At 51.9% G+C, this 20,979-nt stretch carries 11 protein-coding genes and 1 tRNA gene; 8 read left to right on the forward strand and 4 right to left on the reverse strand.

The genetic code is table 11. The annotated features are described in order from the left end of the window. The 3 genes from KOO63_13515 to gltA all read left to right on the forward strand — a co-directional run. Nucleotides 1–1,932 (forward strand): molybdopterin-dependent oxidoreductase (locus tag KOO63_13515; protein MBU8922830.1); only part of this gene is annotated, 1,932 nt, incomplete at its 5' end. Beyond that, a complete protein-coding gene (locus KOO63_13520) occupies nt 1,932–2,789 on the forward strand; it encodes a sulfide/dihydroorotate dehydrogenase-like FAD/NAD-binding protein (GenBank protein MBU8922831.1) in 858 nt (285 codons plus the stop codon). The genes KOO63_13515 and KOO63_13520, both read left to right, overlap by 1 nt. Before the next feature lie 41 nt (nt 2,790–2,830). Continuing rightward, nucleotides 2,831–4,189 (forward strand): NADPH-dependent glutamate synthase, encoded by a 1,359-nt coding sequence (gene gltA / locus KOO63_13525; GenBank protein ID MBU8922832.1) that lies wholly within the window; start codon nt 2,831–2,833, stop codon nt 4,187–4,189. Between the two features lie 21 nt (nt 4,190–4,210). Here the strand turns inward: gltA and KOO63_13530 are convergent, their stop codons facing one another. Beyond that, complete coding sequence (locus KOO63_13530; GenBank protein ID MBU8922833.1) at nt 4,211–5,203, reverse strand: hypothetical protein; 993 nt, start codon at nt 5,201–5,203, stop codon at nt 4,211–4,213. 86 nt (nt 5,204–5,289) lie between these two features. Next, nucleotides 5,290–5,362 (reverse strand) — tRNA-Lys (locus KOO63_13535). Between the two features lie 214 nt (nt 5,363–5,576). Between KOO63_13535 and KOO63_13540 the strand changes: the two genes are divergently transcribed. Both KOO63_13540 and KOO63_13545 read left to right on the forward strand, forming a co-directional pair. Next, complete coding sequence (locus tag KOO63_13540) at nt 5,577–6,326, forward strand: enoyl-CoA hydratase/isomerase family protein (GenBank protein MBU8922834.1); 750 nt, start codon at nt 5,577–5,579, stop codon at nt 6,324–6,326. Between the two features lie 224 nt (nt 6,327–6,550). After that, nucleotides 6,551–8,566, forward strand: coding sequence for an ankyrin repeat domain-containing protein (locus tag KOO63_13545; protein MBU8922835.1), 2,016 nt, complete (start codon nt 6,551–6,553; stop codon nt 8,564–8,566). Nucleotides 8,567–8,577: 11 nt separating this feature from the next. On the opposite strand, the gene KOO63_13550 is transcribed toward KOO63_13545, so the two are convergent. Beyond that, nucleotides 8,578–9,771: a glycosyltransferase gene (locus KOO63_13550; GenBank protein ID MBU8922836.1), complete on the reverse strand. Its 1,194-nt coding sequence runs from the start codon at nt 9,769–9,771 to the stop codon at nt 8,578–8,580. A 336-nt stretch (nt 9,772–10,107) separates the two neighbouring features. Here KOO63_13550 and KOO63_13555 point away from each other — a divergent pair, with 336 nt between their 5' ends. The 3 genes from KOO63_13555 to KOO63_13565 all read left to right on the forward strand — a co-directional run bounded on the left by KOO63_13555 (nt 10,108) and on the right by KOO63_13565 (nt 19,294). Continuing rightward, the gene (locus tag KOO63_13555) at nt 10,108–12,549 is read left to right on the forward strand and encodes a T9SS type A sorting domain-containing protein (GenBank protein MBU8922837.1); all 2,442 of its coding nucleotides are present in this window, start codon (nt 10,108–10,110) and stop codon (nt 12,547–12,549) included. Between the two features lie 244 nt (nt 12,550–12,793). After that, a complete protein-coding gene (locus tag KOO63_13560) occupies nt 12,794–17,524 on the forward strand; it encodes an Ig-like domain-containing protein (protein MBU8922838.1) in 4,731 nt (1,576 codons plus the stop codon). A gap of 129 nt (nt 17,525–17,653) precedes the next feature. Beyond that, nucleotides 17,654–19,294 carry a Na/Pi cotransporter family protein gene (locus KOO63_13565; GenBank protein ID MBU8922839.1) on the forward strand — a complete coding sequence of 547 codons (1,641 nt, stop codon included), beginning with the start codon at nt 17,654–17,656 and terminating at the stop codon, nt 19,292–19,294. 41 nt (nt 19,295–19,335) lie between these two features. Here KOO63_13565 and KOO63_13570 read toward each other — a convergent pair whose 3' ends face one another. Next, the gene (locus KOO63_13570; GenBank protein ID MBU8922840.1) at nt 19,336–20,943 is read right to left on the reverse strand and encodes a GWxTD domain-containing protein; all 1,608 of its coding nucleotides are present in this window, start codon (nt 20,941–20,943) and stop codon (nt 19,336–19,338) included. Nucleotides 20,944–20,979: the final 36 nt, after the last annotated feature.

The raw sequence follows: 20,979 nt of genomic DNA on the forward strand, positions 1-20,979 counted from the left end.
GCCAATACTCTGGCGTTCAAACAAAGGGGACGGTATACGACAATAGGCCCCGCCTTTCACAGGACTCATCTGGAAGCTGGCTGTGAATTCTGCGGATCATGCGTTTCTGCATGTCCTACCGGGGCATTGTCCGAAAAAACAAGAAAATGGGAAGGCAGACCGGACAGCGTGAAGACAACGACATGCTCTTTATGTGGTATCGGGTGTCGTATCGATCTCCAGATAAAAGGCAAAAAGGTGATCGGAAGCCTTCCAGCCGATGATTCCCTGATCAGTGACAAACAACTTTGCGTAAAAGGCAGGTTCTGCGTACCAGAGATCGTCAATAGCCACAAACGGCTGAAAAAACCATATATCATCCGGGAGGGATATCGCTTCAATATCGGATGGAACGAGGCTATAGATCTGGCTGTGGAAAAACTCTCCTCATGCGACCCCGATGAATTCGGCATGCTCGTCTCGGCCAATTGCACAAACGAGGATCTGTATATAGCCCAGAAGTTCTCACGATCGGCGATGGGTACTCATAATATCAATTCGGACGCGAGGCTGTTTTATCGACAGAATTTCAACCAGTACATCGACCTGTTTGGCAGAAGCGGCCTGGCCTCGGATATTCAGAATGCCTCTGTGATACTATGCGTTGGACTCGATACCAGATACAGTCGATCGGTAGTCGGAGTCGAACTCCGCAAGGCGATAATGGGCGGCGCGAAGATCGTCACCATCAACTCCGGGGAGCATAACCTGGCCACGATCGCCGACAAATGTATCCTGACGGAACCGGGAGGAGAAGGTAAGGTTCTCGAAACCCTGATCAAACTTACTGCTTCAAATAGAAGATCTGCCCCGCGGAAAGAAAATACGGGAACAGAAAAGGATGAGATAAGCCAGGTGGCGGATCTTCTGATACAGGCCGACAGGCCGGTCATATTGATCGGGTCGGACCTGACAGCTGCCGCCGGGAGCACATCGTCTCTGGAAAGCCTGGGAAGTCTCGCTGATAATATCGGCGCCAGCATACTGTCTCTACCGCCTCAGAGCAACTTCACAGGAACGATGTTGATGGGAGCTTATTCGGAACTTCTTCCTGGCGGGGTCGCGGCAGATGACAAAAAGAATCTCGGATTGCTGAGAAAGTATTCCGGATCCAGTATCCCGAAGTATTCCAGGCCGTGGAATATAGAGGATGCGTCTGCCTGGAAGAATCTCAGGGTACTCTACATGATCGGGGAATTCCCGGAAAGCCAGCATTGTTCGGCCGATTTTACTATCATCCAGAATATCTTTGCCCCCGACCCTCCGGCCAAAGCCGACCTGGCCCTGCCTGCTGCCGCCTTTACGGAGACGGACGGGACTATAATAAACTTTGAAGGCAGAGTGCAGAGAATCGTAAAAGCCGCCCCTCCCCCGGGCAAAGCGCTCCCCGACTGGAAAATCCTCTGCTCGATAGCCCGCAGGATGGGAAAAGACGGTTTCGACTACAAAAACGCTGCGGCGATTCGAAAAGAGATCGCGATGTCCCTACCCGCCATTACCGGAAAGCCTGATATTTCAAACGCTCCAGCCATCAAGGGAAGGCTGACACAATCGGCAAAGAAACCCATCAAGAGGAAAAGGAGAACCGATGAGTACCCGCTGATACTCACGGCATTGACAACCGAGCATACTTACAGGGGGATCTCTCTCGCCGATACAGTCGACGGAGCCAGTGTGCTGTTCAGGGAAGATCTTCTGGAAATAAACATCAGGGACGCGAGGAAGATAAGAGTCCGCGACGGCGACGAAGTCATAGTATCCGCACCCGGAATCAATATGGACCTGACAGCAAAGATAACCGGCAGACAACCTGTCGGAACTTTGCGTGCGACTCTTTCCCGTGGCAAATCAATCGAATTCAATCCTTGCCCCGTAAAGATAAGGAAAAAGTGATGTACAAGTTGACTGACGCCAGGATGATCGTACCCAACATGCATATTCTCGTTCTGGAAGCTCCCGCGGTCGCGGCACAGATAGAACCCGGTCAATTTGTGATCCTGCGCGTGAGCGAGGATGGAGAACGTATACCACTGTCCGTCTCAGACTGGAATAAGGATGAAGGGACGATCACGATAATATTCATGAATGTCGGCGCCACGACCAACGAACTCGCGATGCTCGAGGCCGGTTCGGAGATACCTACCGTCGTAGGACCGCTTGGAAACCCGACAACGATAGATGATTATGGCACAGTCCTGTGCTTCGGGGGATGTTACGGGATCGGAAGCATATATCCGATAGCCCGGTCGATGAAGGAAAAAGGAAACAGGGTCATCACCGTTATCGAAGCAAGAAGCTCATACCTGCTGTACTGGGAGGACAAGCTCAAAGAAGTCTCGGATGAATTGTTTTTTATTACCAGGGACGGGACCAGGGGGCTGAAGGGCCATGCAGGCAGACTCTCGGAGATCATACAATCGGTAGAGGGATCCATCGACCGGGTCATCATCAACGGATGCACATACCTGCTGAGGAGAGGGTCGGATATCACAAGAGACCTCGCAATTGAGACGATCGTGAGCCTGAATCCGATTATGATCGATGGAACCGGGATGTGTGGCGTATGCCGACTGACCGTTGGGTCACAAACGAAATTCGCGTGCGTAGACGGCCCGGATTTCAATGGACATGATGTCGACTGGGCCGAACTCTTTCTGCGGCGAAAATCGTATATCGAAGAAGAGATCATCCCCCTCAGCTCAAGTAGATGTGAAGAACACGCGGCCAGTCGAGAAGGAAATATGACATGACCAAGCCGAAGAAAAAAGTACTCGACCTTGAGAGAAGAGAGATGCCGAAACAGTCCCCTGAGGTGCGAGGGCAGAATTTTGAAGAGGTCGCGCTTGGATACGCTGTCGATACGGCCATCGAGGAGGCAAAGAGGTGCCTGCAGTGCAAGAAACCCAGGTGCGTTATAAACTGTCCTGTCGAGATAGATATCCCGGGATTTATCAAATGTATAGCGGACAAGGAGTTCGCAAAGGGAATCAAGGTCCTCAAGAAAAAGAACCTTCTTCCTGCCGTGTGTGGAAGGGTATGCCCTCAGGAAGAACAATGTGAAAAAACGTGCGTTCTCATCAATAAGCATGGAGAGATAGCGATCGGTCGCCTGGAGAGGTTTCTGGCCGACTGGGAAGCCGGGCAGAACAGGTATGATATTCCGAGGATCCCCAAGTGGACCGGGAAAAAGATCGCTGTTGTAGGAGGTGGCCCGGCTGGCCTGACAGTAGCAGGAGACCTGATCATGCTCGGGCACAAGGTGACGATCTTCGAGGCTTTGCATAGAATGGGGGGGGTATTGATATACGGCATCCCGGAATTCCGGCTTCCCAAATCTATAGTCAACCGGGAAGTGAACTATCTGAAGAAACTGGGAGTGGAGATCGTGACCGATTTCATCGTTGGAAAGACCAGAACGGTAGATTCTATTCTGGAGGAATATGACACGATCTTCATCGGTGCCGGCGCCGGACTTCCATGGTTTATGGATATCCCGGGAGAAAACCTCAATGGAGTCTATTCCGCCAACGAATACCTCACCCGAATGAATCTTATGAAGGGATTCGATTTTCCACAATACCCGACACCGATAAAAGAACACAATCGAGTAGCTGTCGTCGGTGGCGGAAATGTGGCGATGGACTGCGCCCGGACCGCTTTAAGACTTGGTGCGGAATCAAGGATAATCTATAGAAGATCGAAACAGGAACTTCCCGCCCGACTCGAAGAGATCGAAAACGCCGAAGAAGAGGGTGTCATCTTCGATTTTCTTACCCTTCCGCTCAGATATGTCGGCGACGATAATGGCTGGGTCCATCATATCGAGTGCCTGAGGATGCAGCTTGGTGAACCTGACGACTCCGGCAGGAGAAGGCCGGTTCCTATCGAGGGATCAGAATTCATTCTAAAGATGGATGCTGTGATCTGCGCGATCGGTAACAGCCCCAACCCCCTCCTGGGCTCGACGACTCCGGACCTGGAAATCGGAAGAAAAGGAAATATCGTCGCCGATGAGGAGACTGGAAAAACCTCAAAAGACAGGGTCTGGGCCGGAGGAGATGTCGTGACCGGTGCAGCGACGGTGATCATGGCTATGGGTGCGGGGCGAAAGGCAGCACGCTCGATACAGGAACATCTCTCGTCGATTTGAGTGATTTAATCTACATTCTCTTTACGCTTCCATAATTCGTTTTCTTATGAACAGCGATGTAAAAATGATTATGACTAACACCAGAATCATCACAACAGGTGCCGTAAAGAGAGCTACGGGTACAGGCTCGACAACGTGGATGACTTGGACGCAAGTATCATAGACCGTACCGCCAGAATCAGTCGCCCAGGCAATAAGATTCAGTGTGTCAAAATCACAAATATCGGCGTCTGCAGCATCAATGTTTGCGTATACATCCGTACAACTACCACCGGGAACTCCCGGAGTAATGCCGTTCTCCATAAGTTGTTCTCCGATATAGCCTTGACTTGATATCAAGTAACTATACTGAATCGGATCAGAACATGGCAGAGGATTGCATAAAGTGAACGGAATATACCCATCTACTTGCTCTATAAAATAGATGTCCTCAGGATCAAGGATATGGATCGCGACCTGAATCGGTTCATGCCTGGGAAAGACGAGTGTTATTGGACCTTGAGTCTCCTCATGAAGAACCTGAATGTATATTTTAGAAACACCCTCATCCTCATAATAATATTCTGCATATAAATTATCCCAATGAAACGTCTGCTGCGGGGTCGTAGCTCTCACATGCCCTGGAGCATCGAAATACTTTAAAGCATCGGGATGGCCTGGTATCACATTTTCTAAAACGGCAATAGCCCAAACCCCTGCTGGTTCCGCACACAACATATGAGCTCCGTCATTCGGACTGAGTAGATGTTGTACATGTATTACAAAATCATCAAATTTTTTGTCTTTTTGTCGGTCAAGCTTTTGAACACTCACTTTCCAGCACCGGGGGCACGGATTCTTTGTGTATACGATGCTTTCTTTTTTGGGATTAGGATAGTCATAAAAAGTCGCTTCGAATATCAGGTGCTCATCCTTTACTACCGTCACGACTCTGTCTAACGCCTGGGAATGTTCTGGTATCGCTATGACAAACAATACAACAAACCATGCGGTCAGTATTTGTCTCCTGAACATATGTCCTCCAGATATTGGGATTCCCCTGATTCACCAGACACTTTGTGGATTATAACAGAGTTATTGAATATGGATAAAAATAAAAGTACACCGCCGCGGAATCGAACCGCGAACCTACTGATTAAGAGTCAGTTGCTCTGCCAATTGAGCTAGCGGTGCACACAAGAAGATTTGAATTTTCGTGCCCATAAGTTATAACGTCAGCGCCCGATTTGCAAGAAAAAATCCCCGATTCCCGCTATCTCCCGGGAAATGCTTCGCCCACCGATGTTTTGTGATAGCAATATGGTTCTCCATGTGCCAGATTCAAGGAATAGAATAACACTTGCTCGTTGATGAATTATCTCAACGACTTCGCCAGGAGCCATTTCAAATGATATCTATTGAACGACATGAAGCCATTGCCGTCCTTACGCTCGCTGGAAGTGAAAAAAATCCCATAGATCTTGAGCTGGTCGGAAAACTCGCCAGCGCGTTAAGTGAATTAAGGGAAGATCCCGATACTCTGGGACTGGTACTCGCGAGCAGTAGCAAAACTTTCTTTTCGATCGGGTTCGACATCCCGGGCCTGTTCGATGTATCGAGAGAGGATTTTGGAATCTTCTACAAGGCTTTCAATGAATTCTGTCTCGACCTTTACACCTTCCCGAAACCCACTGCCGCCGCGGTCCAGGGGCACGCGACCGCGGGCGGATTCATCCTCACCCTGGCATGCGACGACCGTATCCTTTCGGAGGGGAAATACCTGATGGGGCTCAACGAGGCAAAACTGGGAGTGCCAGCCCCCTATTTCAGCGAACTTGTACTGGAGCAGATAGCGGGCAGGGCGAATGCTGGAAAGCATATCGAAGAAGGGGAATTCTTTATGCCTGATGAAGCCCTGGAGATGGGAATCGCCGATCATCTTATTCCAAATGACGAAGTCCTCCCCGCCGCGATTAAGGCAGTCAGCGGCGTCGATGCGGCTATTCTCAGCACATACAGCTCAATAAAAAAAGCCCGGACCAAAAAGATCAAAAAGGCAGTTCGGAAAACTCTGGACGAAAAGACAAAAGTGTTTCTGGCCCGCTGGTACACTCCGGATACACGTGCGCTACTGAGAGAAACGATGAAGAAGTATTGAGCCTGACGAACTGACCTCTATTAAACGGACTCGACCCCCGCACCTCTGGAAATCAGTCATATTATTCTATTGACTCATCCAATAAATAGTGTTAATTTTTACACATGTTAAACGGTACGCAATGAGCGTGGCTTGAAACTCTCCCTGCTACTGCGTGGAAAGGAACTTAACCTGTTCCTGCGAGTATGATACAGGGAATAACACTTATCGGAAGGAGTCCCCTGATGAGGAAAATCCTCTTCTCCCTGACCCTGATCTTCTCAATCCTTGCACTTTCACTTCCCCTGCTCGCCGGTGACATTCACACGGCCATCCAGGATGGCGATGTTGCCAGAGTGAAAGCAATACTGAAAGCTGATCCCGACGCGATCAACGAATCTGCAGAAAATCGGTTCAAGGAACTTCCAATCCACATGGCCGCCCAAACAGGCAATGTGGAGATCGCCCGAATACTTATCGAAGCAGGTGCTGATGTAGATGCCGGTGACAGCGACAACAGCACAGCTCTCGGCATCGCCGCGATGCGCAAGCACATTGACATGGCTAACTTCCTGCTCGAACAGGGAGCGAACATCAATCATCGCGACCGCAAGGCCGACACTCCACTCAGCTTTGCCCTTTACGGCTCTAACGAAGAAATGATCCAGCTTCTGCTCGATGCAGGTGCAGACCTGTATTTCAGAAGCCCCGAGGGAGAGACCCTGCTGCATCGTGCCTGTCAGAGAGGCGTTCTGATGATGGTCGAGCATCTTTTAGAGAGTGGGGCCGATCTGGACGCGCAGGAACAGGGCGGAGCCACCCCCCTGGGTTACGCGGCATTGTCCACCAACGCTGATATCGTAAAGATGCTGCTTGAAAAGGGCGCCGATCCCAATCCTCCTACAAAAGAGGGCCACGCCTCGCCACTGATTTTCGCTACCTGGCGTGACGCTGTGGATTGTGCCCGCCTCCTCCTCGAAAAGGACGCGGATACCGAAGTTCGTGCCCACGGGGGCATGAATCCCCTGATGAATGCAGCAGACAGGTGCTCCATAGAAATGCTCGACCTGCTTATCGAGCATGGAGCCAAGGTCAACAAGACCGGTGAAAACGGCGAGACAGCCCTTATGCTGGCAGCAGCAAATGGAAAGGCCGAACATGTAGCGGCGCTGCTCAAAGCGGGCGAAAAGCCGGATCTGGGAAAGGACAAGGGAGGCAGGACCGCCCTGCAGTTAGCGGCTATCCGGGGTTACAAAGATGTTGCCGACCAGCTTATCGAGGCCGGAGCAGATATTGATAACAATGGGACATGCGGTACATCCCCGATCCAGTTCGCTGGTTATTACGGGAACACCGATGTCGTCGATCTGCTGAATTCAAAAGGCGCCCGAAGTGGGGGGAAAATAGCAGATCGTTCTCTTGCTGGCATAGGAAAGCTCGGCAAAAAAGAAGCGGCGATCTATTTTCTCAACCACAGCGGCTGGGCCGTAAAGACCCGCAACCACCTTCTTATATTCGACTATTTCAAGAATGGCGAGGATCCAGACCAGCCCGGATTCTGCAACGGCACAGTCAATCCATCCGAATTCGCTGATGAAAAGGTCGTTGTCTTTGCCTCACACCACCATGGTGACCATTACTGGCCCGGAATATTCGAGTGGAGCGAACAGGTAGAGGACATCACATACTTCCTCGGCCACCAGCCGACAGACACCGTCCCGGCGTACACATTCATGCCTGAACGCATGGAAGAACAATTCGGCGACATTAAACTTACGACGATCCACTCCACAGATGCCGGCGTGGGAATGCTCATCGAAGTAGACGGCCTCACTATCTTCCACGCGGGCGATCACGCAAATGGACGTATCGGCCTGATGGGTGAGTTCACCGACGAGATCGATTTCCTCGAAGAAAACTGCCCCCGTCCCGACATCCTCTTCATGGGCATCAGGGGCTGCAGTCTCGGCCGCCCGGATGAAGTCAAGGAAGGCATCGAATATACACTCGGGAAGATGAAGCCGAAGGTGTTTTTTCCGATGCACGCTACTGCCGATGGTGAGGCGTACATGGAATTCATCGACAGCATAAGCAGCGATTTCAAGAAGATCCAGATGGTCGCACCTGGAAACCGCGGTGATCATTTCATATTCAAGAAGGGGAAGATCATCGATCCGAGGCCATTCGACACTCGCCTGGCCTCGAAAAAGAAAGATGCCGGATGCGCGGAGAACAAAGATCCCGGCTGCGAGAACCAGTAGGAATCTTAAATCTATGTCCTGGCGGGTTCGATGCCCGCCAGGATCTCATCGTAGACCGCTTCCACTTCGTGGACATACCTGTCGGCCCCGAACAACTTTTCAGCCTGTCGCCGGGCGCCAATCGAGCATTTCCTTCTAAGCTCATCATTCTCGAGCAACCGTTCCAGAGCATCGGCCAGGCTGGCCGGATCACCGGTCTTATATAAAAAGCCGTTCAGGCCATCTTCCACTATTTCCGGATTTCCCCCGCTATCCGAAGCCACGACCGGCACTCCCGAAGCCAGGGCCTCCAGAGCCGAACGGCCCAGGGGTTCGGGTTCTATCGATGTATTGACCGCCACATCACATTCAGCAATCAAGGCAAGGGGATCATCGCTATAGCCCAACAGTCCCACTCCCCCGGCAAGCAAGGGACTGGAGTCGATCATCTTTTTTAACCTGGCCTCTTCCGGCCCGGTGCCTGCGATGACAAAACGGACATCCCGGCGCCGACTGAGCACTATCTCCGCAGCTTCGATAAGAGATGTTACGCCTTTCCATTCCTCCAGTCGGCCTATATATCCGACCACCTTTTTCCCGTCACTCCTGACGGGAAGTGCCTCGGAAGGTCTTACCGCCTCAAGATCGATCCCGTTATGGATCGCCATGACCCTCCCTGACGGCAGGCCCTGGCTGACATTGTAATCTGCGACCGCCCGGGATACACACAGGACACGGTCTACACGGCGGGCTATAAACCGTTGGAAACAAGTCAGGTCGTAGAACCCCCTCTGATGACTGACCGCAGGTATCCCCGCTTTATGGGCGGCTGTCAGGCCGGGAAAATCAGCCCTGACAAAGTTGTTGGTATGGACCAGGTCAAAGCCCTGCTCCCTGATCCAGGGGACAAGGTCGTCTGCCTCTTTTTTCTGCACTTTCATATAATGCTTGATGCTCCAGGCAAGTCGGTAGAGATCGGTCTTCTTATACCAGGGCAGATACGGCCGGAGGGTGGAGGGCGGCTGGATCTCTTCCCCACCTGTCACCGAACTCCAGAGAGCCTCTTCGATCCCCGCATCCCGAAAGTTCTGCCGCACCGGAAGATCATATTTGAAAAGAACGAAGGGAGAAAACCGTGATCGATCAAGCCCCTTTACCAGCTGCAGCAGGCTGAAGTTGGAACCACCGATCCTGGATGCACGTTCGGTATATAAGATCCTGTACAAAAACTCTCTCCCCCTGATCATAGCCGGGCCTTGACCTGCAGGCCGCTGAGTCATAAACTGTCTGCAACAGACATGTAACCTGCTGAAAATTATAGGTTATCGACCCCTCACAGGGCAAGCGAAACTTCCCACGGAACACTCAGGACCATGTCCCGGCCGTGATCCCCAGAGAAAATATGGAGCGAATATCTTACGTGGGGGATCATATCTCTGATTCTGCATGCATATCGTTGAATTTCGTCGGGTTTTATGGTAGAATAGTGGCTCATCCAGCAGAAAACACACCATCAGGAACATATGCTCTTTTCCGATTCTTACGCCGCAGGAGGCCCTACCATGAATCCCGGAAAATCCCTCTTCGTTCCCGTTTTTCTCCTCATTGCCTGCCTCCTCAGCTCCACTGCCGGCGCGGCATGGATCGAGGGCGGTAACCCGGTGGATACCCGGATATATGCTCAGCAGAACCAGCAGATGGTTTCCGATGGATACGGTGGGACAATAATCGTCTGGTCAGGTTACGTCCTCGAAGGCGCGTTCATCTACAATGACATCTACGCTCAGCGTCTGGACAAGTGGGGGAACGAACTCTGGACGGCCGGAGGCGTCCCCGTCTGCACAGCGACCAACGAACAGAACTATCCCAAGATCGTACGAGACGGCGATGACGGATTCATCATTGCCTGGCAGGACGCCCGCTCTGGCAGCAATTCCGACATCTACATCCAGCGACTCGATATCGACGGCAATCCGATCTGGACAACAGATGGATTTATAATCTGCGGTGCGTCAAGCAATCAGCATTACCTCGACATGATACCGGTCGAGGGAGGCGGCGCGATCATCGCGTGGCAGGACGGACGTTTCTGGGCTATCACGAACTATGATATCTACGCGCAGCGAGTGGCTAATACAGGGTTTCTCGAGTGGACACCCGACGGCGTTCAGATCTGTGGGGCCATCTACGCCCAGGAACAGATCGAGATGGCAAGTGACGGCGCCAAAGGAGCTATTATCGCCTGGAGGGATTCACGCGGCACCGATAACGACATCTACGTACAAAGGATCGACTCTCTCGGTACTGTAAAGTACCTTACAGACGGCAATCCGCTTTGCACAGCGACCAACGCCCAGTGGGACCCCCAGATAGTCAGCAACGATTTCGTCGATGGAGCGATGATCGTGTGGACCGACCGTCGAAGCGGGACCAACGACATCTACGGCACGCGCCTCACTTCAGGTTCTTCAGCATGGGGCACTGACGGGGTAGCGATCTGTTCGGCCACCGGGGATCAGCATTTTCCTGTCATCTGCAGGTATGGAGACAACTCCATGGTGGTGGCCTGGAGGGATGAAAGGGGTGCCGACACAGACATCTACGCCCAGTTGTATGGCTTCTACGGCACCGTGGCATGGACCGCCGACGGAGAAGCTATCTGCACCGCTTACAGGGATCAATACGTCTGTGATATGGTTGAAGACGGCCTGGGCAATCTAATCCTGACCTGGATGGACCGGCGTGATGTATACAGTGACATATACGTCCAGAAGATCGATCCCGATTGCTCGCCTCTCTGGGATCCTTCGGGAGTATTGATCTGTGATGAATACTACGAGCAACTACTACCGGTCATGTCTGCCGATATTTCCGGTGGCGCTTTCATTTCGTGGCCCGACCAGCGTAACAACGCGACCACCAATCAGGATATCTATGCTGCGCGGATCGACGCGAGCGGATACTGGGGCTATTCCTCACCCGAAATATCCTCGATAGAGGACGTGCCTTCCGACGAAGGCGGCGCTGTCACTATCGAATTCGATCCGGGCGTGCTGGATGATTTCCCGTACACGGCGATCACCCATTATTCGATCTGGCGGAGTATGGCTGGAGCCTCGGCGATGATGCTCCTCCAAAGCGGAGAGAAGAACACTGAACTGTCTTCTATCACATCAGACTTCTCAGGGAAAGCCTTTCGCTTCCTGTCGACCGGCTCCGCCGTCTACGCATGGGAATGGCTCGGCAACATGGAGGCGCACAGGCTTGATAACTACTCGTTCACTGCCACCACGAACTACGACTCGATGATGGGCCAGGACGGTGTCCATCATTTCTTCATCGCCTCGCACACATCCGATCCGTTCACTTACTGGAACAGCAAGCCCGACAGCGGCTATTCGGTCGACAACCTCTCCCCCGCGCTGCCATGCGCGCTGGTGGCTGAACAATCATTCGACCCTGCCGGCCTCGGCCTGTCATGGGGGGAGAACACAGAGCCTGATCTCGGATGCTACCGGATCTATCGGGGCACAAGCGAATCGTTCGTTCCCGATCCAGGCAACCTGATCGAGACTACATGTCTGGCGGAGTACTTCGACGGAACATGGACGTGGACCCCGGATTACTACTACAAAGTATCCGCAGTCGATGTGCATGGCAACGAGAGCTGTTTCGCGCTGATCGGCCCGGAGGGAATAACAGGCGAGGATCCCCTTCCGACGCCGCAGGTCACATACCTCGAACAGAACTACCCGAATCCGTTCAACCCGTCCACGACGATCAGGTTCGGGCTGCGCGAAGCGGGACATGCGGTACTCAGGATCTACACCGCGTCAGGGCGGCTGGTCAGAGAGCTTGTAAACAGTGATCTTCCTGCCGGACATTATGAAAAAGAGTGGAAAGGCTTCGCCTCCGACGGCAGCAGGGTCGCGAGCGGAGTCTATTTTTACAGGTTCAGCACTGGATCATTTACCGTGACAAAAAAGATGATCATGCTGAGATAATTCGACCGCGATCGGCAGATTTGCAGGGGAACGTCCATGGCAGAATTGGTTGTGCTGTTCTTTTCAGACCGCGATCGCCAGTGACGCGGATTTCGACCACACTGCCCCTCGATCCGACCTGTATCAGGCCTAAATCTGATTGAAAAATCTCTATTTCTACAGTATAATGGTTCAGGAGGGTTTTCACTAAAATCAACATCTCTCGGCACTGTTGAATCTGCCTTGTGATCATGGGGGTGGTCTCGTGCGATATTCAGTCCTGCTTTCACTGGCCCTGGTTATCCTTGTTACCCTTGTCAATCCCGTAACGCTGTCGGCCCAATCTCCGCCTGTCGGATATATCGGGCTCTACCTCGACGAGGCGCGAACACTCACCGAGGCCACATCGCCTTCGATATTCACCTTCTACATTTTCTGTCAACCTGGTGAAAACGAGCTGTTTTGCGCTGAATACGCACTGGAGATGACCAGCGGCATCAATATCACGACAGTCACCCGAAACCCTGCGGTCTCGATCGACCTCGGCGATCTGGTGTCCGGGATGAGTGTCTGCTTTCTCGAGTGCCAGAGCGACTGGATATGGACTCACTCCGTCCAGGTAAACTCTCTGTCGTCAGGTCCGGGACAGATAAATATCACACGCCATCCGGACACGGGGAATCATCAGTTTGCCAGCTGCCTCCCGGGAAACCCCATCGAACCGACGTTCATCTCTTCAAAGATATGCGTTAACCAGTCCTGTCCGGACGATACATCAGGTCCCGTTCCTCTAACGTTAACCACCTCTGACGGCGAATTCTTCTATGTATACTTCGATGAAGAACTATTCATCCCTGATGCTGAAGACCACACAAATTTCTATGTATATAACGTGGACGATCCTGATGATTCCATCGCGGTCATCTGGGCAAGCCCGGTTGCTCCTGCATACAGCTTCATACAGATGCGACTGGCTACTCCTACTGCCGGGAATACAACTTACCGGATGGAGATCAATGACCTTCATGACATATTCGGAAACGTCACCCCGGACGGCACTTCCATCCTCTTCAGTGGCGTCGATACGATCGATCCCGACCTGATCGGTGTATCGGCGTTGAGCGATTCCACCGTCCTGGTAAGCTTCTCTGAACCGATCTCGGAAGCGAGCAGCGAATTACCCGCTAATTATGTGATTACTCCAGGTACATCAGGATCACCGCTCATCATCGGCTCGGCTGAAAGGATGCCAGAGGGCGATTCCGTCGTCCTCACACTTGGCATATATATCGAACAAAATGTCACATACACACTGACAGTCAACAATATCGTCGACCTCTCTGGAAATCCGATCGACTATCAGGGTCCTGAGACCTTCCGGGCGATCGATATCACGCCTCCGTTCGTCGAGAGTGTAACAACTACAGCACCCTATCGCCTTGTCGTCGGATTCAGCGAACCGGTGACGACCGAATCGGCCTCGGATACATCAAATTATACGATCTTCGACACAGCCGACCCCTCCACGATCCTGGCGATCGCTGATATAACCAGAAATTCCGCTGTCGAATTCACTGTCGAACTGAACGATCCCCTGCAGGTGGAGTATTCCTATTCAATAAATATCGTCGGGATCGAGGATGTTTCAGGGCTGCTCATCGAACCTCCGGGCATAACAACCGAATTCATTCTCGATGATATATCGATGCCCACACTGCTATTTGCTGACGCGGAAAACGACACGACGATCAGGCTGATCTTCAGCGAACCGATGGACCCGGTGACTGCGTCGGACCACACAAATTATTCAGTCTTCGAGACAGACTACGCACTCGTCACCGTCCCGGTCATCTCGGCCGCTCTCCTCGCTCCCGGGGATACCATCATACTCGGCCTCGGAGCTACACTTGCCCGCGCTATCAGCTTTACCGTTCGGGCATCCGGCCTGGAGGATCTGCATGATAACGCTATTGGAGCTCCGAATTCGGCAGACTTTATTCTACCCGATGAGTCTCCCCCCGGACTCAACGGCACCACACTCGAAAGCATGGGTGTGCTTCTCGTACATTTCGACGAACCGGTCTCCCAGAGTACAGCCGAAAACACGAGCAACTACGAATTGTTCCCATCCGACTCACCAGGAGCACCTGTCGGAATATCCAGCGCTGTCAGAAGATCGGATGGCCTGGAAGTATCTCTCACCCTGATAATCGATCTATCTTCGGGCACCGAATACACTCTCCGCGTCACGGGTGTGGAAGACATGTCAGGAAACACGATCCCTCCGGGAAGCGAAGTCATCTTTACGGCGGTCGACGATACGCCTCCTGTACTACTGTCTGTCAGTGCCCTTGATTCTGCTCACGTCGAAATGATTTTCAGCGAGAGTCTCGATGAGACTTCGTCCACCGACCCGTCCAATTACCTGATCTATGAAAAGCATGCTCCCTCAAACACGATTCCTGTGACAATCGCCTTACTGACTTCGCCTGACAACAGGGTGATCCTCACTCTGGCATCGAATGTGCTATCGGGGATCACATACAGCGTTGAGGTCTCCGATGTGGCCGATCTCTCGGGCAATCCCGTACCTGCCGATACGAAAAAGGAATTCACATATATCGATCCTGAACAAACGAGCCGCATCGGGCTGTATGCCGATGCCGAACACTCTGTCTACTGCGTCGATGGAGAAAGTACATTCTACGAGGTCGAGATGTGGGTCTGGTGCAAACCTGGTTCGAGTGGAATGATCTGCGCTGAATTCATGATCGACTATCCGGCGAACGCCCTTCCGGCGACGATTTTCAGGAACCCAAACGTTTCAATAGATCTCGGGAACCTGCAGGAGGGCATATCCGTCTGCCTGTCAAACTGCGTGTACAACGACTGGGTCTGGCTCTACAGGCAAACATTATACGTGATCGATCTCACGCCGAGCATCGTCGCCATCCAGCCTCACCCCCATTACGAGGATGTTACATTCGCGAACTGCATGGCCGGCTATCCGGTGGAGACCGGGGGCGTTGTCGCCAACCTGCAGTTGAACTGTCCTGAGACGCCTCCAAAACTGATTTCAGCGGATAATATGGATGACTCCCATGTCACTGTGCTTTTCAACAGGCCGGTAACGCAGGAAACAGCGGAAAACATATCGAATTATCTCCTTTTCGAATCCGGCCCTCCAGGCAACGTAGTCCCCCTCACCGGATCAGTCCTTCAGCCGGACTCGACTTCGGTCCTGTTATCGACACAGGTCCCACTGACTTATCAGACTGACTATACTGTGAGGGTGAGTGCGGTTGAAAACAACTACGGCGTACCGATCCTGCCCGCGAGTGAGATAACTTTCACAGCGAACGAGACTGATCCGCCAGCTCTGTTGTCCGGAATCATGACAGGGCAGGATCAGCTGGAACTCACATTCTCTGAACAGATGAATGAATCATCGGCAGAAAATGAAACAAATTACGAAGTCTTCGAAACATACGACCCATCCAGGACGTTCATCGTCACAACGGCTGTCTTGCTTCCGGACGCTGAAAGAGTGCGGCTCTATTCCGGCGAAGCATTCCTTCACGGTATTTCCTACACTGTAAGGGCCACGGATGTCACAGATCTGGCTGGCAACCCAATAGGTGATGACAACGAGATCGCCCTGACCGGCTCCGATACATATCCTCCTGAACTGGATCATGCCGATGCGACAGCCGCGAACATTCTGGAACTCGAATTCAATGAACCGCTTCAGGAAGGTCCAGCCGAAAACCCTGACAACTACACATTCTTCATGTCTACCGATCCGGCCGATGATATCGCGGTAGTCAAAGCCGACCTTGTCGGCACGACAGTCACGCTTCAGCTGGCCGGGGATATGCCGCCCTGGACGGCCTACACACTCGAGATCTCTGGGGTGATCGACCTGGCAGGGAACGAGATCGCCGCGGGTACTACTGCGGGAATCGTATTCGAGGTGGGCAGTATGGACGCGGCGATGGCCCTGTCTCTCGATGCCGGGATGGCTGACTATAATATCACTCTGGAGCCGTTTCAGATCTTTGACATCTATGTATGGTGCAGGCCGGGTTTTAACGGGATGATGTGCACCGAATACGCACTTACTTCTAATCCATATTACGGCTACTTTGAGTGTATCCCTATTGGTATAGAACAGAGCAGCCTGGTCTCCGTAAGTCTCGGTGACGTCTATTCAGGCGTCAGCACCTGTCTTTCAGACTGTCAACACGACTGGTTCTGGATCACAAAGGTTCAGTATCTGTACATGTCCGGAAGTGGATATATAACTTTAGGACCCCATCCCGAGATCGGGGCTCTGCAGTTCGCCAACTGCCAGGCCGGGTATCCAATAGAACCGGCAGGACATATCTCGGCAATCAATATTAACTCGGACTATATTGCTACGATGCTGCAGAGTTCCTCGGCAGAATATACCGGCGAAGGTGTAGAGGTGACATGGACCCTGCAGGAGGGGAGCGAAGTCCCGGAGTTTAAAGTGAGTAGAAGTTCCTCCACCGGGGGAACAGCTACAGGCTCGTTTGAGCCTGTTACCGGCTCGGAAATCAGCCGGAACGGCATGGCCTTTTCTCTGGTCGACCGAACCTGCGTGCCGGGAGACTCATACATATACAGAGTGACATACAATGACGAAGGCACAGAGCACACGCTCTTCGTGACAGAACCAGTAAGCACTCCATCCAGCTCTCTCACCCTGAGACAGAACAGGCCGAATCCTTTCAACCCCTCGACGACGATCAACTTCTATCTGCCAGAGGCGTGCAACGTCCTGTTGGAGGTCTTCGACGTCACGGGAAGGCAGATCGCGGTTCTTCACAACGGACCAGTCGATCGGGGCGAAAGGTCTGTCGAATGGCGGGGGCTGGATTCAGGGGGCAATCGGGTCAGTTCCGGCATATATTTCTACAGATTGACCGCGGGCAGGGAATCGATCTCAAAAAAAATGGTTCTGATGCGGTAGTACGTGTCTCTTTATATTCGCCGGGCCGATGAATGCATGGAAATCTTTCCCGACGATCTGCCAAATTTCTTTGCCCCTACCTGATCATTGCTAATGACAATATCCGGTTTTCGTTATAGTATCCACGAAATGAACATTGATTATGTAAAAATATTTATCGGAGCTGTTGGCGGACTGGGCCTGTTCCTTGTAGGCATGAAGCTCATGTCCGAAGGAATGCAGACTGTCGCGGGAGAACGTCTACGCAAGCTCATAAATGCCATTACCGACAACCGGCTGGTCGCCTGTGGAGTGGGCGCCACCGTCACATCCCTGATACAGTCCAGCTCTGTGACTACCGTGATGATCGTCGGCATGGTGAATGCCGGCATAATGACTCTGCGACAGGCCATAGGGGTGATACTTGGTGCCGATATCGGAACTACGATAACGGCATGGCTCGTCGCCCTGAAGATCGTCGAGTATGGATTGCCGATCCTCGGGATCTCGGCATTTTTCTACCTATTTTCCAAGAATGAAAGAGTCCGTTACATTGCGATGATGACGCTAGGCCTCGGAATGGTATTCTTCGGCCTCGAGATCATGAAGGAAGGCTTCATGCCGCTCCGGGATAATCCCGAATTCATCTCCCTGCTTTCCCGTTTCGAGCCCAAAAGCATGGTTGGTGTAATTAAATGTGTCCTGGTCGGAGCACTGGTGACAGCGATCATCCAGTCGTCTTCAGCGACCGTTGCCATCACAATCACCCTCGCCAGAACTGGAGTGATCGGTTACGAGACTGCAGTAGCTCTGGTCCTGGGAGAAAACATAGGCACGACGATCACAGCATTTCTCGCATCTCTGGGAGCCATAACAAATGCCAAGCGGACCGCCTATGCCCATATCCTGATAAAAATCATCGGTGTGATGATAATGGTGCCATTTTTCTTTCGATATATCTGGCTGTTGAAATTTATCATACCTGAGAACGCCGCAATCGCAACGAGGATCGCGTTCGCGCATACGGGGTTCAATATATTCATCGTAAGCTTGTTCATGCCTCTGATAAACCCGTTCACAAGGTTCGTCAAGTTCCTTGTGCCTGCTAAAGACCACAAGGAAAAGCACCATCTGACATATCTCGATGTCCGAATCTACGATACACCAGCAATAGGTATCCAGCAGTCATATAGCGAGATAATCCTTATGGGCGAGGGTGTCCAGAAGATGATGGGATGGCTCCGATCCTCGCTTAAGGACCTCAACGGGGACAGGACTCTGGAAAAGAAACTTTTTCACAGAGAAAAAATATTCGACCTGATCCAGAAAGAGATCGTCGAATTCATCGGCAAGATGATGACAGGTACGCTGAGCCATGATGTGACGAAGGAAGTTCACAAACAGCTTCGTATAGCTGACGAATTTGAATCCATAAGCGATTATATCGTTATTATTCTGAAGTTGCGGTGCAGGATGAGAAACGAAGGTCTGACATTTGCCGAAAAAGATGTCGAGGAGATATTGCAGCTTCACGATCTGGTCTCAGAGTACACGCAGTTAATCCATGAAGCTGTGGAGACCCGTGACGAAGGAGCCATTACCAAAGCACTGAGCCAGGGCGATACGATCGCGCACCAGGTGAAGAATTTCAGGGCCAATCATCTTCTCCGGTTGGAAAACAAAGAAACAGAACCACTGGCAAGTCTGATTATCATGGATATGCTGAGCTCGTATCGACGTATAAAGGACCACGCTCTCAACATCGCCGAGGTCGTAGCTGGCGAGAAATAGACAAGAGCCCCCGTCCCGGGCTGGATTATCTCATACGGATCCTATTCAATGATGGAAAACCTGGACTCTTTGGTGACCTCCTCGCGGGTCCTTCGGTCCATCACCGTGACAGCCAGAATATATGGCCCCTCTTCGAGTTCGCCAGTAGCTATCAACATCCTCGTCGGCTGGGTAGATCCGAATCCACCGGTATCGAAACCGGATGTGATCGATTTCGGTCTTTCATTTATCACGCTACCTGGACTGTCGTCCCGGACTGGTATTATCTCGTATTTGACAGTGTAGAATGTATGGTCCTCATCGTCCGTATTCAGGCCATAGACCTCGAAATAGACAGTGACCGGAAATGGCTTTCTATATAGATGCAATGGATGAGGGATGACAACGAGATTGTTTTTCATATATCTGCTGGGTCTGTCCGACTCAGCCACTTTTTTGGCGAACTGGATATCACTGATAGCCAGTCCCCCTTCGAGCGAATGGGCCCACTTCCTCGTCTTCAGGATCGACCTGCCATTCCCTACAAGATCGATGACTTCTATCCATATCCTGTAGGGAGCCGGATCGAGTGTCATCACAGTCTGCCCGAGCAGGCTGTACGCCGCGCTGGATTGAGCCCCGGCACTTGACACGAGAGTGAACTTCTCCTCTGAAGAAGCCACTTCCTTCATTTCCATATCAAATACGATAATCCTCATCTCGACCTCACTCTTCAGCAGGCTGTCTTCCTGTTTCAGAGCAAGCTCTGTAACAGGGATCTCGAGATTCACCTCCGTCCTGATCTTTCCGTCACCTCCGCTGAAACAGAGGATGTCGAAAAAAGAGACCATGTTCAGATCGAGATCGGGAAAAAGGAAGAAACTGTTTTCGTCTCCCGAAGGCCAGTAGTCCTTGATCCCGTACCTCCCGGAGATCAGTTCCACCATTTCCTTCAGAAGGTCGCCGGCCTCGGTAGTCTCAAAAGATATATCAACATTGTCGGAAAGGGTCGATCTTATCATAGACGCCACATCATCGTCCCCGGGCGCCTCATAGAGCCCATCTTCACGGAGAACGGTCCACGCGTCGCGATCTGTCCCTCCCACGACAAACCTGTATGTACCACTTAAATCATTATCGATGAAATTGAAGGTCGTGTCGGGAGCTCCGTACGTCCACCTTTCTCCAGGCATACTCAGCTTGCTTTGCGAGACGGTCGCCCAGATACGCTGCCTCGTGGCCGGCATGCCGTACCTGATGAACATATCCCCCCGAGTGTCCCAGCCTGGATATGACTCGACAGGAAACAGTTCCCTCGCGAGCTTCAATCTTTCGAAATGCTCCAACCTGCGCTCATTCTCGGCAGTCGTTATCGTTGGATCAAGCTGCTTCCAGAATTTTTCCATCCAGGTCATCCTGGCGCTACTTCCATGAAGGGAAAGATATTCGACCCGCTGCTCCGTGCTCATCAATGGACGCATGCTGTCATAGGCGACCATCTCATCCAGGTCCAGTCTCATCCGAAGATCCACCTCGGAAGTATGCGCTTCCATACCTTGTGAGTTCGACGCGAGACATGATGAGATAATCAGGGTTGATACCGGTGAGAAAAAACCAATAGCTATCATTATGACAGCCACGGATACGGCTCGCAGACTATACCATCTCATACAATACTCCTGTCAAAGATCTTGATCCGGAGGCAG

Source organism: Candidatus Latescibacterota bacterium, from assembly GCA_019038625.1.
In the GTDB taxonomy this organism is placed as follows: Bacteria; Krumholzibacteriota; Krumholzibacteriia; order Krumholzibacteriales; family Krumholzibacteriaceae; genus JAGLYV01.